The following is a 14,140-nucleotide window of genomic DNA, read 5'->3' on the forward strand; positions in this document are numbered from 1 at the left end:
GCCTGCCGGTGTCACCTCGACGCCGGCAGGCGGTTCGTCGTTTCCGGCGCCCGCGCCGGTCCGGTCACAGCGGGCCGCGGCCGGCGCGCAGCAGCAGCAGCGCGAGCTGGGTGCCGTCGGCGCCCAGCTCGGCCCGGAACCGCTCCAGGATCTCCCGCTCCCGGGAGAGCACCAGCCGGGTCCCGCCGGAGGCCATCCGGGTCGCACCGACCTCCTGGGAGAGCGCGGCGCGTTCCTGCCAGAGCGTGACGAGCGTGCGGTCGATCTCGTCGATGCGTCGCCGGATCTCCCCGATCCGCTCGGCCGCCGCCGAGTCGTCGGTGCCGGTACGCGACGCCGCGGCGCCGGTCGGGTCGCTGCCGGTCGGCCGGTCGTGCCGCGCCAGGCTGCCGCTGGACTCCACCACGTCAGTCATCATCGTCGTCCCTCTCAGGGCTCGGGCCCGGTACCCGGATCCCGGGACGGAAAAGCCCCGGGCTCTGGGAGCCCGGGGCTTTTTCGTAGGTCTGACGATCAGGCGCGACCCACGGCTGCCGGACTCCCGGAGCCGTAGTAAAAGAAGCGCTGATCGGACACGTCGTCGAGTATGCCGACCGGCGGGGCGGACGCGCAAGGAAACCGGCCAACAGGTGAGACGCGACGCCGTGCGCGAACCGGCGGCGCGGGCGGGGAAGTGTCCGGGCGGCGGCATAGACTCGGACTGCGATGCATCCTCTCTTCGACATTCCCGCGTCCCCGCCCGCGCCGGAGTCCCGGCCGACCCCGCCGCGCCGTTCCGGGGGCGCGCGGTCGGATCCGCAGGCCCTCCTCGACGGCCTGAACGGCCCCCAGCGGGACGCGGTGACCCACGCCGGCTCGCCGCTGCTGATCGTGGCCGGCGCCGGCTCGGGCAAGACCCGGGTGCTGACCAACCGGATCGCCTACCTGCTCGGCGCCCGGGACGTGCACCCCGGCGAGATCATCGCGATCACCTTCACCAACAAGGCCGCCGGCGAGATGAAGGAACGGGTGGCCGCGCTGGTCGGCCCGCGCGCCCGGATGATGTGGGTGTCGACGTTCCACTCGGCCTGCGTCCGCATCCTGCGCGCCGAGCACGAGCACGCCGGCCTCAAGTCGACGTTCTCGATCTACGACGCCGACGACTCCCGGCGGCTGATGCAACTCGTCGCCCGCGAGCTGGACCTGGACCCGAAGCGCTACCCGGCCCGGGGCCTCGCCGCCCAGGTCTCCAACCTGAAGAACGAGCTGGTCGACCCGGAGGAGTTCGCCGGCCGGGCCAAGGGGCCCAACGAGCGGGCCCTGGCCGAGGCGTACGCGCTCTACCAGCGGCGGCTGCGCGAGGCGCACGCGCTGGACTTCGACGATCTGATCATGACCACGGTGCACCTGCTCCAGTCGCACCCGCACGTGGCGGAGAGCTACCGGCGTCGGTTCCGGCACGTGCTGGTGGACGAATACCAGGACACCAACCACGCCCAGTACGTGCTGATCAAGGAGCTGGTCTCCGGCACCGAGGGCATCCCGCCGGCCGAGCTGTGCGTGGTGGGTGACGCCGACCAGTCCATCTACGCCTTCCGCGGCGCGACCATCCGCAACATCCTGGAGTTCGAGCGGGACTTCACCGACGCCCGGACCATCCTGCTGGAGCAGAACTACCGCTCGACCCAGACCATCCTCAACGCGGCCAACGCGGTCATCGACCGGAACACCTCGCGCAAGCCCAAGCGGCTGTGGAGCGACGCCGGGGCCGGTGAGCAGATCGTCGGGTACGTGGCCGACACCGAGCACGCCGAGGCGGACTGGGTGGCCCGGGAGATCGACCGGCTGGTCGACGCCGGCGAGACCCGTCCGGGCGACGTGGCCGTCTTCTACCGCACGAACGCCATGTCCCGGGTGTTCGAGGAGGTGTTCATCCGGGTCGGCCTGCCCTACAAGGTGGTCGGCGGGGTGCGCTTCTACGAGCGCAAGGAGGTCCGCGACGCGCTGGCCTACCTGCGTGCCGTGGTGAACGACGACGACACGGTCAGCCTGCGCCGGGTCCTCAACACCCCGCGCCGGGGCATCGGCGAGCGGGCCGAGGCCTGCGTCGAGGCGTTGTCCGCGCGCGACCGCGTCTCCTTCGGCGCCGCGCTGCGGCGGGCCCGGGAGGCGCCGGGCATCTCCACCCGGGCGGCCAACGGCATCGCCGAGTTCGTCGCGCTGCTCGACTCGGCGCGTGAGCTGGCCGCCACCGGGACCCCGGAGGAGGTCCTGGAGGCGGTGCTGACCCGCTCGGGCTACCTGGCCGAGCTGGAGGAGAGCCTCGACCCGCAGGACGCCGGCCGGGTGGACAACCTCCAGGAGCTGGTGAGCGTCGCCCGGGAGTACACCGAGCGGATCGAGGCGCTGGGCGCCGACGACGAGCGGGCCACCCTGGCCGGGTTCCTGGAGCAGGTGGCGCTGGTCGCCGACGCCGACCAGATCCCCAGTGACGACCCGGACCACCAGGGCGTGGTCACCCTGATGACGCTGCACACCGCCAAGGGGCTGGAGTTCCCGGTGGTCTTCCTGAGCGGCCTGGAGGACGGCGTCTTCCCGCACCTGCGGTCGCTCGGCGACACCCGCGAGCTGGAGGAGGAGCGGCGCCTGGCGTACGTGGGCATCACCCGCGCCCGGCAGCGGCTCTACCTGTCCCGGGCGGTCACCCGGTCGGCCTGGGGCGCGCCGGCCTACAACCCGCCGTCGCGGTTCCTGGAGGAGCTGCCGCCGGAGCTGGTGCGGTGGGAGCGCACCGAGGGGTCGTACACCTCGTGGGGCGGTGGTGGGGGCGGCGTCGGCGGCCGGGCGGACCGGATGTCGGGCGGCTTCACCGGCGGCACACCCAGGGCGACCCAGCTCGCCAAGCGGCTCGGGGTGGACGCCAGCCGGTTGGCCACCGCGAGCGAGCTGAAGCAGGCGCCCAAGGTCTCGGCGGGCGACCGGGTCAACCACCAGCGCTACGGCCTGGGCCGGGTGCTGGCGGTGGAGGGCGCCGGGCCGGGCGCCCGGGTCCAGATCGACTTCGGTGACCAGACCATGTGGCTGGTGCTGCGGCACGCCCCGATCGACAAGCTCTGACCGACGGGGAGGGGCCCGGTCCGGCGTGCCGCCGGGCCGGGCCCCTCCCCGTGCCGGGGCCGTCAGCAGGCCACGTCGATGCCCCGGGCGCGCAGGAACGGCGCCGGGTCGATCTGGTTCCACATGGCGCCCTTGTGCACCTCGAAGTGCAGGTGCGGGCCGGTGGCGTCGCCGGTGGCGCCCTCGTAGCCGATGACCTGGCCGGCCTTCACCCGGTCGCCGACGTCGACGAGGAGCCGGCTCTGGTGGGCGTAGTGGGTCAGGTAGCCGTTGTGGTGGTCGACGAAGACGGAGTTGCCGTAGCCGTCGCCCACGTCGCCGGCCTTGACCACGGTGCCGGAGGCGGCGGCCCGGATCGGGGTTCCGGCGGGCATGGCGAAGTCGATGCCGGCGTGCAGGGTGCCCCACCGCTGCCCGTAGCAGGAGGTGATGTCGGCGCCCTTCATCGGGATGACCCAGCTCGGCTTCGGCGCGACCTTCTTCTTCGGCTTCGGCTTCGGCTTCGCCGTCTTCCGCGGCTTCGGGCTGGTGGCGCTGGGGCTCGGCGTCGGGCTGGCCGGGGTGGCGGACGGGGTGACCGGGCTGACCGACTCGCGGGCCGACCGGTCGGCCCGGGCGGCGGCGTCGGCGCGCGCCCGCGCGTCGAAGTCCACCGCGGCCGGGGTGGGGGCCGGGTCGTCGCCGGTGGCGACCACGACACCGCCGAGGCCGAGACCGAGCAGGGCGACCGCGCCGGTGACCAGGTACGCGGTACGCCGGCCGGTGCGGCGGTGCCGGGCGGGGGCGTGGTCCGGGGTGTTGCCGTTCGGGATGGGACTGCTGTGCTGCACGAGAACCTTCACCGGTCGAGGGGCACACGGACCTGGAAATACTGGTGTCGGTCCCGGCTTCGGCGGGTGGCGGGTTCGCGGCCCGGGCGCGGGCCTCGCCGGCGAGTGTCCGGCTTCGCGTCGGGTGGGCGGTTCCCGACAAGAGTCGATCACGAGGTGGTGTGCGGCCGCTCACATCCGTCGGTGTGACGCGCCAGACTTGCCCGGACGCGAAACCGCCCGGATCGCGGGATCCGGGCGGTCATCGGGCGGTGCGCAGCGTCAGGAGGCGGCTACATCGCTGTAAAGTGCCTCGGTTTCGAGCTTGATGTCCACTCCGCGGTCCTGGAGCCACGGCACCGGGTCCAGCGGCTGGCCGTTGACATGGACCTCGAGGTGCAGGTGGGAGCCGTAGGAGTGGCCGGTGTTGCCGACCAGGCCGAGCTGGTCGCCGGCCTTCACCTCCTGGCCCTCCTTGACCGTCACCGCGGAGGAGTGGCCGTAGATGGCCTCGCTGCCGTCGGCGTGCTTGACGATCACCGCGTAGCCGTAGCCGCCGAACCAGCCGGCCTTGGTGACCGTGCCGGAGTGGATGGCCTGGTAGGGCGTGCCCTCCGGGGCGACCAGGTCGACGCCGGTGTGCAACTTGCCGAAGCGCACGCCGTAGGGCGACTTGAAGTCGTAGCCGTGCAGGGGGAGGAGCCAGGGGTCCTGCTGGGTGGCGGCGGTCTCGTCGCCGGACCGCTCGTCACGGGTGGCGCGGTCGCCGGTGCTCGCCCGGTCGGCGGCGTCCTGGCTGGCGACCGAGGCCTGCCGGAGCTCGTCGAGGACCGAGGGGCTGACGCTCTTGGCGTCGGGGAGGGCGTTCGCGCCGAGGGCGACGATGCCGGCGCCGACGAAGGCGGTGGTGACGACCGCCGCGTAGCGGCTCCGCGGGGGGGTGGGTACGCGGCGACGGCCGCGATATCTATCGGGCTCAGACGACAGGCGCTGGCGCACGCACACCCTCCGTTGTCGGGGATCCGATGCGACCTCGGACCGTTCGGTGAAGCTCGGTCGAACCTCCGGTGTCGCGTCGTCACCCGTCCGTGGACTCGATGACAACCGTGGACACGTTAGCCAACCGCCACTCCTGTCACAAGCCGAAGCGCCGAACCGGCGATTCTTTATGTCCGCTTCCGTCCGGTCTTGTGATAGGTCGTGCCCCCGGATGGATGGCCCATCGACCGTCCATTCGTCGCGGACGGTGACCATTCGGCGGAGGTGTCCGACTTCCGGCGTGCGCGATCGGGCGGTAGGGGACGGCCCGGCTTCCGGCCCGCCGCCCGGCCGGGTTACCGTTCGTTCAGGTCAGGAGTGCCGCTGCCGGTGAAAGGTGTACGCGAATGAGCTCTCGTATCCGGGTCGTCGTCGCGAAGCCCGGCCTGGACGGCCACGACCGGGGCGCGAAGGTCGTCGCCCGAGCACTGCGTGACGCGGGCATGGAGGTCATCTACACCGGCCTGCACCAGACCCCGGAGCAGATCGTCGAGACGGCGATCCAGGAGGACGCGGACGCGGTCGGCCTCTCGGTGCTCTCCGGCGCGCACATGACCCTCTTCAAGCGGGTCCTCGAACTGCTCACCGAGCGCGAGGCGACCGACATCGTGGTCTTCGGCGGCGGCATCATCCCCGAGGGCGACATCCCGGAGCTGCAGCGGCTCGGCGTCGCCAAGATCTTCACCCCGGGCGCCACCACCGGCTCGATCGTCGACTGGGTGCGGGAGAACGTGGCGCAGCCGGTCGGCTGAGTGCCGCTCGGGCGAATCGCGGGCAGGGGGAGGGGCCGGACGCACCCCTCACACGCCCGGCCCCTCTATGCACGATGCCCCGCCGCCACCCCTCGACCGACAGGGCATCGGCCGCTCCCGTCATCGCGCTTGACCAGCGCTCCGACATCAGACTCAACGACGCCCCCGACCGGGGGTTACGCCCCGGTCCGGACATCCCCCGGACGGCTGACGCGCGACCCCGTACCGGGCCTGCCGGCGCCCGCGGTTCCGTCGACGGCTGTGCATTACCGCACACCACGCACCCGCTCGGTTGCCGCCGGTTCCCATCTCGTTAGGCTGCGGCAAATGGCCTGTCTGTTCTGAAGACAGGCGTCAAACTGATTTTCCAACGCTGGTGGCGGCGCGACGGCGCGCCGCGGAGACGGGACGGGACGCGCAATCGTGGACCTGTACGAGTACCAGGGGCGGGACCTGTTCGAGCGGCACGGCTTGCCCGTGCTCGCCGGCGGCGTCGCCACTACCCCGGAGGAGGCCCGCGCGATCGCCGAACGCCTCGGCGGCCGGGTGGTCGTCAAGGCGCAGGTGAAGGTCGGTGGCCGCGGCAAGGCCGGCGGCGTGAAGCTGGCCGAGGGCGCGGAGGAGACGGTGGCCCGGGCCACCGACATCCTCGGCATGGACATCAAGGGTCACACCGTCCACAAGGTCATGATCACGGTGACCGCGGACGTGGCCGAGGAGTACTACTTCTCGTACCTGCTCGACCGGGCGAACCGCACCTTCCTCTGCATCGCCAGCGTCGCCGGCGGCATGGACATCGAGGCGGTCGCCGCCGAGACCCCGGAGAAGGTCGTCAAGGCCCCGATCGACGCCAACACCGGCGTGGACGAGGCCAAGGCGCGCGAGATCGTCGGCGCGGCCGGCTTCCCGGCCGAGGTCGCCGACCAGATCGTCGAGGTCGCGGTCGGGCTGTGGCAGGCGTTCGTCGCCGAGGACGCCACCCTGGTCGAGGTGAACCCGCTGGCCACCACCAAGGACGGCAAGCTGCTGCTCCTGGACGCCAAGATCACCCTGGACGAGAACGCCGCGTTCCGGCACCCGGACCACGAGGCCCTGGTCGACCAGGCGTCGGTGGACCCGCTGGAGCAGGCCGCCAAGGAGAAGGACCTCAACTACGTCAAGCTCGACGGCGAGGTCGGCATCATCGGCAACGGCGCCGGCCTGGTCATGTCCACGCTCGACGTGGTCGCGTACGCGGGCGAGCGGCACGGCGGCGTCAAGCCGGCCAACTTCCTCGACATCGGCGGCGGCGCGAGCGCCGAGGTGATGGCGAACGGCCTGGAGATCGTCCTCTCCGACCCGTCGGTGAAGAGCGTCTTCGTCAACGTCTTCGGCGGCATCACCGCCTGCGACGCGGTCGCCAACGGCATCGTGCAGGCGCTGGCGCTGCTGGAGCAGCGCGGCGAGAAGGCCACCAAGCCGCTCGTGGTCCGCCTCGACGGCAACAACGCCGAGGCCGGTCGGGCCATTCTCGACGGCGCGGCCAACCCGCTCATCCAGCGGGTCGACACCATGGACGGCGCGGCCGAGCGGGCCGCCGAGCTGGCAGCGGCGGGGGTCTGACAATGGCTATCTGGCTGACCAAGGACTCCAAGGTCATCGTGCAGGGCATGACCGGTTCCGAGGGTTCGAAGCACACCCGGCGGATGCTCGCCGCCGGCACCACCGTCGTCGGCGGCGTGAACCCGCGCAAGGCCGGCACCACCGTCGACTTCGACGGCACCGAGCTGCCCGTCTTCGCCTCCGTCGCGGACGCGATGAAGGAGACCGGGGCGGACGTCACGGTCATCTTCGTCCCGCCGCAGTTCACCAAGGCCGCGGTGGTCGAGGCCATCGACGCCGGCATCGACCTGGCCGTGGTGATCACCGAGGGCGTGCCGGTGCACGACACCGCCGCGTTCTGGGCGTACAACGTGGCCAAGGGCGAGCGGACCCGGATCATCGGCCCGAACTGCCCGGGCATCGCCTCGCCGGGCGCGTCGAACGCCGGCATCATCCCGGCCGACATCACCGGCGCCGGCCGGATCGGCCTGGTCAGCAAGAGCGGCACGCTGACCTACCAGATGATGTACGAGCTGCGCGACATCGGCTTCTCCACCTGCGTCGGCATCGGCGGCGACCCGATCATCGGGACCACCCACATCGACGCGCTCGCCGCGTTCGAGGCGGACCCGGAGACCGAGGCCATCGTCATGATCGGTGAGATCGGCGGCGACGCCGAGGAGCGGGCGGCCGAGTTCATCAAGGCCAACGTCACCAAGCCGGTCGTCGGCTACATCGCCGGCTTCACCGCCCCGCCCGGCAAGACCATGGGCCACGCCGGTGCGATCATCTCCGGTTCGGCGGGCACCGCCGACGCCAAGAAGGCGGCGCTGGAGGCGGTCGGCGTCAAGGTCGGCAAGACCCCGACCGAGACCGCCGAGCTGATGCGGGAGATCATGTCCGGTCGCTGAGCGGCCGCGTGACGTGCCGAGGGGGTCGACCGGTTCGCCGGTCGGCCCCCTCGTCGCTCAGCGGTACCAGTACGGGTAGTAGTAGTGGCCCCGGGCCCGCACGATGACGCTGGCGACGATGTTGACCACGCCGAACGCGATGGCCAGCCAGCCGAGCAGTTGCGACTTGCCGTTGCGCCGCGCGTCCCGGATCGACAACCAGCCGAAGACGATGCCCAGGATGCCGCAGCAGAACAGGCCGAACACGATGCCGAGGACGCCCCAGAGCGTGGTCCGGTCCCGGCCGGCGGCCGGTGGCGGCGGGGGCGGCGGGTACGGAGCGTTCACGGCTTCCTCCGAGCGGTCGGTGCCGCGACAGGAAAGGTCGCGCCTCAAGCCGAGGCTAGACCGGATCACCGGCGCCGATCCTCGGGTTCGGCGAACTCGCCACCGTCGCGGCCCGGTATCGGACTGCCGTCCTCAGCGCGGCGTGCCAGAGTAGACGGCGATGTCACGTGTCACCCCTGACCAGCCCCGCCGCGCGGCCACCGGCCCGACCGCCGGCGCCCGGCCGCGCGCCCGTGCCCGCCCCACCGGGCGGGTGCCCACGCCCCGGGCGGGCGAGCCGTCCCGCAACCGGCCCCCGCTGCCCGTCGCCGCCGGGGTGGCCGCCCTCTGGGCCGCGGTGACCTCCTGGTTGCCGGTCACCGTGGTGCTCGGCCTCGCCCAGCTCACCGAGGACGCCGGCTCGCTCGGCGGCGCGCTGCGCGCCGGGCTCGCCGGCTGGCTGCTCGGGCACGGGGTGCCGTTGCAGACCGCCGCCGGGCCGCTCGGCCTGGCGCCGCTCGCCCTGAGCGCGCTCGTCGTCTGGCGGCTCACCCGCGCCGGGGTGCACGTCAGCCGTGCCGTGGGCGCGCGCGGCGGCGGGTCGCCCCGCCAGGCGCTCACCGTCGCGGTCGCGGTCGGCATCGCGTACGCGCTGCTGGGCGCGCTCGCCGCGCTGGCCGTCGGCGCCGGCGGGCTGCGGGTCTCCCCGGTCACCGCCGCGCTCACGTTCGCCGCGTTCGGCGCCCCGGCCGCCCTGGTCGGCGCGCTGCGCACCACCGGGGTCTGGGCGCTGCTGGCGAGGCGCTGCCCACCGCCCGTGCGCGACGGGTTGCGCGCCGGGCTGGTCGCCGCGCTGCTGCTGTTCGGGGCGAGCGCCGGCGCGGCCGGGCTGTCGGTGGCCACCGGCGGCGGGGACGCCGCCGACATGATCGGGGCGTACCGGACCGGGGTGGCCGGTCAGGCGGGCATCACGCTGGTCAGCCTCGCCTACGCGCCGAACGCCACCGCCTGGTCCGCCAGCTACCTGCTCGGCCCCGGGTTCGCCGTCGGCACCGACACCGCGATCCGCACCAGCGAGGTGTCGGTGGGCGCGCTGCCGGCCGTACCCCTGCTGGCCGGCCTGCCGCGCGGCCCGGTCGACGGGCTCGGCGCCGGGCTGCTCGCGGTGCCGGTGCTGGTCGCCATGGCGGCCGGCTGGCTGCTCGCCCGGCGGCTGCTGCGCGCGGCGGCCGAGGAACGCGCCGAGGTCGGCTGGCCGGCGCTCCTGGTCCCGGCCGCGCTCGCCGGGCCGGTCGCCGGCGCGCTGCTGGGGCTGGTCGCGGCGGCCTCCGGTGGGCCGCTCGGCGGTGGCCGGCTGGCCGAGGTCGGTCCGTCGCCCTGGCCGGTGTTCGGCGTGGCCACGCTCGTGGTCGCGGTCGGCGCGGTGCTCGGCGCCGCCGCCACCCGCACCCTGATTCGCCCGGCCGCGCCGGCCCGCTCGCCGCGCGTCACCCCGCCCCGCGACGACCCCGCGCAACGCTGACGCGGCCCCGACGACGCGCGAGGGGCGCCCGGCGGTCAGCCGGACGCCCCTCGTCGGGACCGGTTCAGGAGCCGAGGTTGCCCATGTTGATCATGGTGCCGGCGATGGCGCTGATGATGCCGACGACCACGCCGACCCCACCGCAGATCAGGGCGGCCTTGGCCTGGCCGGCGTTGCTGGCCTCGCCGGCCTGGACCTTCTTCTGGCCGAGCACGCCGAGCACCACGCCGGCGATGCCGGCCGGGACGCCCAGCAGCGGGCAGCACAGGCCGAGCACGATCGACACGATGCCGACGATCATGCCGATCAGGCCCATGGTGTTGTTCTGGCCCTGACCCGCGGCCGGACCGGTGGGGTACCCGGCGGCCGGGTACTGCGGGGCGGCGCCGTACGGCTGCTGCTGCTGCTGCGCGTACGGGTCCTGGCCGTAGGGCTGGCCGGAGGTGGGCTGCCCGTAGGGCTGGCCGGAGGTGGGCTGCTGCCCGTACTGCGGCTGCTGCCCGTACTCCGGCTGCTGTCCGTACTGCGGGGCCTGCGGCGGCTGGCCGTACGGGTCGTGCGGCTGGGCGGTCGGGTCCTGGTTCGGCTGCTGGCCGTACGGATCCTGTCCGGGGTAACCGGGCTGCATGTCAGGGAACTCCTCAGGTTGGGTCGGCTGTCGGTCAGTTCGTGCCGGTGCTGCCGCCGACGAGACCCGCCAGGCCACCGAACAGGCAACACACCACAATGATGCCGATCCAGACCAGGCCGACGATCAGGGCCCACTTGGACCACTTCTTGGACTCGGCGGCGGCGGCCTGGGCGCCGGCGTAGTCGCCCTGCTGGATCAGCGGGTTGACCTTGGACGCGTTGATGATCGCCGGGATCGCGAGCGGCCAGAACAAGAAGATCGCGACGATGGACATCGTCATGTTGTTGTCGATCTGCTGCGGCGGCTGCTGGGGGTAACCGGGCTGCATGGGGGTGACTCCTAGGTCCTGCGGCACGACGTGCCGGGTTCTCGTCAGGATGCGGGTCGGCCGTGGGCCGGACACCGGGCGACCGGCAGCGTACCGCGACGGCGCCACCCAGGAGATCATCCGACAAGCCGCCGCCCGACGGCCGGACCGGCCGGCCTGCCCGATAGGGTTGCCGCGTGACCGAGCCCGCGTCCGTCGCCCGCCTCGTCGTCCTCGTCTCCGGTTCCGGCAGCAACCTCCAGGCGCTGCTGGACGCCGCCGCCGACCCCGGCTACGGGGCCCGGGTGGTGGCCGTGGGCGCCGACCGGGACGGGATCGCCGGCCTGGATCGGGCCGCCGCCGCCGGCGTGCCGTCCTTCGTCGAGCGGGTCAAGGACCACCCGACCCGCGCCGACTGGGACAAGGCGCTCACCGCCCGGGTCGCCGAGCACCGGCCCGACCTGGTGGTCAGCGCGGGCTTCCTCAAGCTGGTCGGTCCGGAGTTCCTGACCGCGTTCGGGGACCGCTACCTCAACACCCACAACACGCTGCTGCCGGCGTTCCCCGGCATCCACGGCCCCCGCGACGCGCTGGCGTACGGCGTGAAGGTCACCGGGGCCACGCTGTTCTTCGTCGACGCCGGGATGGACACCGGCCCGATCGTCGCCCAGGTCGCCGTTCCGGTGCTCGACGACGACGACGTGGAGACGCTCACCGAGCGCATCAAGTCCGCCGAGCGGCGCCAGCTCGTCGAGCAGGTCGGCCGCCTGGTCCGTGAAGGTTGGACGATCACCGGCAGAAAGGTCAGCATTCCGTGAGCACCATCGAGGAAGGCCGCCGCCCGATCCGGCGCGCGCTGGTCAGCGTCTACGACAAGGCCGGTCTGGTCGAGCTGGCCCGGGCCCTGCACGAGGCCGGCGTGGAGATCGTCTCGACCGGCAGCACCGCCTCGACCATCGCCGGCGCCGGGGTGCCGGTCACCCCGGTCGAGCAGGTCACCGGCTTCCCGGAGATCCTCGACGGCCGGGTGAAGACGCTGCACCCGAAGATCCACGGTGGTCTCCTGGCCGACCTGCGCAAGGACGCGCACGCCGCCCAGCTCGACGAGCACGGCATCGCCGGCATCGACCTGCTGGTCTCCAACCTCTACCCGTTCCAGGCCACCGTCGCCTCCGGCGCCGACGCCGACGAGTGCGTCGAGCAGATCGACATCGGCGGCCCGGCGATGGTGCGGGCGGCCGCGAAGAACCACGCCTCGGTGGCGGTGGTGACCGACCCGGCCGCGTACCCGGCGGTGGTGGCCGCGCTCGCCGACGGCGGCTTCACGCTGGCGCGTCGGCGGGCGCTCGCGGCCCGGGCGTTCGCCGACATCGCCGACTACGACGTGGCGGTGGCCGACTGGTTCGCCGCCACGGTGGCCCCGGCCGAGGACGGCTGGCCGGAGTTCGCCGGGCTGGCGCTGCGCCGCCAGGCGGTGCTGCGCTACGGCGAGAACCCGCACCAGTCGGCGGCGCTCTACACCGACCCGGGCGCGCCGGCCGGGCTCGCCCAGGCCGAGCAGTTGCACGGCAAGGAGATGTCCTACAACAACTACGTCGACGCGGACGCCGCGTGGCGCGCCGCCCACGACTTCCCGGACCAGCCGGCGGTGGCGATCATCAAGCACGCCAACCCGTGCGGCATCGCGGTCGGCGCGGACGTGGCCGAGGCGCACCGCAAGGCGCACGCCTGCGACCCGGTCTCCGCGTTCGGCGGGGTGATCGCGGTGAACCGGCCGGTCGGCGTGGAGCTGGCCGGTCAGGTGGCGGAGATCTTCACCGAGGTGCTGGTGGCGCCCGGCTTCAACGACGACGCGCTGGAGCTGCTGCGGGCCAAGAAGAACATCCGGCTGCTGCGGGCGCCCGCGTTCGCGCCGCGGCCGGCGGAGTGGCGGCAGGTCACCGGCGGTGTGCTGGTGCAGATGCGGGACGCGGTCGACGCGCCCGGCGACGACCCGGCCGGGTGGACGCTGGCCACCGGCGACGCGGCCGACGAGTCCACGCTGCGCGACCTCGCGTTCGCCTGGCGTGCGGTCCGCGCGGTGAAGAGCAACGCCATCCTGCTGGCCCGCGACGGCGCCACGGTCGGCGTCGGAATGGGGCAGGTCAACCGCGTCGACTCGGCGCGGCTGGCGGTCAGCCGGGCCGGTGCCGACCGGGCCCGCGGCTCGGTCTGCGCCTCGGACGCGTTCTTCCCGTTCGCCGACGGCCCGCAGATCCTCATCGACGCCGGTGTCCGGGCGATCGTGCAGCCGGGTGGCTCGATCCGCGACGAGGAGACCATCGCGGCCTGCAAGGAGGCCGGCGTGACCATGTACCTCACCGGCACCCGGCACTTCTTCCACTAGGTCCGCACCTCGCCGCCGGTTACCGTGCGTGATCTCGGCGAAAGAAGCAATCAGATTTGAGCGGTATACCTCAGAGGCATATTTGTGACGCTGAGGTATACCGCTTCAAGCACCTCAATGCCGCTGGCCCCGACACGCCGGAAGGCCGGTGGCGCAACGCGCCGGACCCGGGCGGCCCGCCATCCGCGCGTCCGGCCGTGCGCCGTTGCCGGCCGCCGTGGGCGGTTGCTAGCGTGTGCCCGGCGACGATCGATCGACCGTCTCCGCTGTTCAGGAGCCCCGGCAGGTGTGCCATGCGCGTGCGCGACCGGTTGACCGCCGTCGTCGTCACGCTGTCGTTCGCCCTGGCCGCGCCCGGCTCTGCCGCCGGCCCGCCTTCCGCCGGACCCGTCGCCGTCGCGTCGATCGCCGCCGACCTGCTCCTCGCCGGACCCGTCGTCGCAGGGTCGAGCGTCCCGGGCCCGGCCGTCGCCCGGTCCGCCGTCGTACCCGCCTCGGGGTGTCGGGCCGGACCGGTCGCGTCGGTCGGCGGGTACCCGCAACGGCGGTGCGCGGAGCTTCCCGGCGGGCGGTGGAGCGACCGGCGCGATGGCCTCGCCTACGGCGACGGGCCGGACGACCCGCTTCCGGCCGCGCCCCCGAGGGTGGCCGACCCGGTCGTGCCGGCCCGGTTCGTGCCCGGGCCACGGCCGCCGGCCCTGCCGCTGCCGCCGCGTGGCGCGCCGGCGGCGCGGGCGCCGCCGCCCACCGCCTGAGCCGCATCGGAAACCGCCGCGTCGACCCGGCGGTTCCGTCGCGAGC

General features: G+C 73.4%; 14 protein-coding genes. 8 read left to right on the plus strand and 6 right to left on the minus strand.

Annotation, left to right across the window (positions count from 1 at the left end; all coding sequences use genetic code 11):
* Positions 1-64: 64 nt before the first annotated feature.
* Positions 65-418: a chorismate mutase gene (locus H1D33_RS28635; protein ID WP_181570244.1), complete on the minus strand. Its 354-nt coding sequence runs from the start codon at positions 416-418 to the stop codon at positions 65-67.
* Between the two features lie 287 nt (positions 419-705).
* Between H1D33_RS28635 and pcrA the strand changes: the two genes are divergently transcribed.
* Positions 706-3,096 (plus strand): DNA helicase PcrA, encoded by a 2,391-nt coding sequence (gene pcrA, locus H1D33_RS28640; protein WP_181570243.1) that lies wholly within the window; start codon positions 706-708, stop codon positions 3,094-3,096.
* Positions 3,097-3,158: 62 nt separating this feature from the next.
* Here pcrA and H1D33_RS28645 read toward each other — a convergent pair whose 3' ends face one another.
* Both H1D33_RS28645 and H1D33_RS28650 read right to left on the minus strand, forming a co-directional pair.
* The gene (locus H1D33_RS28645) at positions 3,159-3,926 is read right to left on the minus strand and encodes a M23 family metallopeptidase (protein WP_414685458.1); all 768 of its coding nucleotides are present in this window, start codon (positions 3,924-3,926) and stop codon (positions 3,159-3,161) included.
* Between the two features lie 261 nt (positions 3,927-4,187).
* Positions 4,188-4,904 carry a M23 family metallopeptidase gene (locus tag H1D33_RS28650; protein ID WP_181570241.1) on the minus strand — a complete coding sequence of 239 codons (717 nt, stop codon included), beginning with the start codon at positions 4,902-4,904 and terminating at the stop codon, positions 4,188-4,190.
* A gap of 386 nt (positions 4,905-5,290) precedes the next feature.
* Between H1D33_RS28650 and H1D33_RS28655 the strand changes: the two genes are divergently transcribed.
* The 3 genes from H1D33_RS28655 to sucD all read left to right on the plus strand — a co-directional run bounded on the left by H1D33_RS28655 (position 5,291) and on the right by sucD (position 8,187).
* Positions 5,291-5,695 carry a coenzyme B12-dependent isobutyryl CoA mutase small subunit gene (locus tag H1D33_RS28655; RefSeq protein ID WP_181570240.1) on the plus strand — a complete coding sequence of 135 codons (405 nt, stop codon included), beginning with the start codon at positions 5,291-5,293 and terminating at the stop codon, positions 5,693-5,695.
* A 423-nt stretch (positions 5,696-6,118) separates the two neighbouring features.
* Complete coding sequence (sucC, locus tag H1D33_RS28660; protein WP_181570239.1) at positions 6,119-7,297, plus strand: ADP-forming succinate--CoA ligase subunit beta; 1,179 nt, start codon at positions 6,119-6,121, stop codon at positions 7,295-7,297.
* Between the two features lie 2 nt (positions 7,298-7,299).
* Positions 7,300-8,187, plus strand: a complete 888-nt coding sequence (gene sucD / locus H1D33_RS28665) for a succinate--CoA ligase subunit alpha (protein ID WP_181570238.1) — start codon at positions 7,300-7,302, stop codon at positions 8,185-8,187.
* A 57-nt stretch (positions 8,188-8,244) separates the two neighbouring features.
* On the opposite strand, the gene H1D33_RS28670 is transcribed toward sucD, so the two are convergent.
* The gene (locus tag H1D33_RS28670) at positions 8,245-8,514 is read right to left on the minus strand and encodes a DUF4190 domain-containing protein (protein ID WP_181570237.1); all 270 of its coding nucleotides are present in this window, start codon (positions 8,512-8,514) and stop codon (positions 8,245-8,247) included.
* 160 nt (positions 8,515-8,674) lie between these two features.
* Here H1D33_RS28670 and H1D33_RS28675 point away from each other — a divergent pair, with 160 nt between their 5' ends.
* Complete coding sequence (locus H1D33_RS28675; RefSeq protein WP_181570236.1) at positions 8,675-10,015, plus strand: cell division protein PerM; 1,341 nt, start codon at positions 8,675-8,677, stop codon at positions 10,013-10,015.
* Positions 10,016-10,079: 64 nt separating this feature from the next.
* Here H1D33_RS28675 and H1D33_RS28680 read toward each other — a convergent pair whose 3' ends face one another.
* Together H1D33_RS28680 and H1D33_RS28685 are read right to left on the minus strand one after the other, a co-directional pair.
* Positions 10,080-10,643, minus strand: coding sequence for a DUF4190 domain-containing protein (locus tag H1D33_RS28680; protein WP_181570235.1), 564 nt, complete (start codon positions 10,641-10,643; stop codon positions 10,080-10,082).
* Between the two features lie 34 nt (positions 10,644-10,677).
* Positions 10,678-10,974: a CD225/dispanin family protein gene (locus H1D33_RS28685; protein ID WP_181570234.1), complete on the minus strand. Its 297-nt coding sequence runs from the start codon at positions 10,972-10,974 to the stop codon at positions 10,678-10,680.
* 176 nt (positions 10,975-11,150) lie between these two features.
* Here H1D33_RS28685 and purN point away from each other — a divergent pair, with 176 nt between their 5' ends.
* From purN to H1D33_RS28700, 3 genes are all read left to right on the plus strand, one after another.
* A complete protein-coding gene (purN, locus tag H1D33_RS28690; protein ID WP_181570233.1) occupies positions 11,151-11,771 on the plus strand; it encodes a phosphoribosylglycinamide formyltransferase in 621 nt (206 codons plus the stop codon).
* Positions 11,768-13,339, plus strand: a complete 1,572-nt coding sequence (gene purH / locus H1D33_RS28695; RefSeq protein WP_181570232.1) for a bifunctional phosphoribosylaminoimidazolecarboxamide formyltransferase/IMP cyclohydrolase — start codon at positions 11,768-11,770, stop codon at positions 13,337-13,339. Before purN ends, purH begins: the two co-directional genes overlap by 4 nt.
* 293 nt (positions 13,340-13,632) lie before the next feature.
* Positions 13,633-14,094 carry a hypothetical protein gene (locus H1D33_RS28700; RefSeq protein WP_181570231.1) on the plus strand — a complete coding sequence of 154 codons (462 nt, stop codon included), beginning with the start codon at positions 13,633-13,635 and terminating at the stop codon, positions 14,092-14,094.
* The last annotated feature ends 46 nt before the right edge of the window (positions 14,095-14,140 follow it).

Origin of the sequence: Micromonospora ferruginea, from assembly GCF_013694245.2 — a bacterium.
Lineage (GTDB): Bacteria > Actinomycetota > Actinomycetes > Mycobacteriales > Micromonosporaceae > Micromonospora > Micromonospora robiginosa.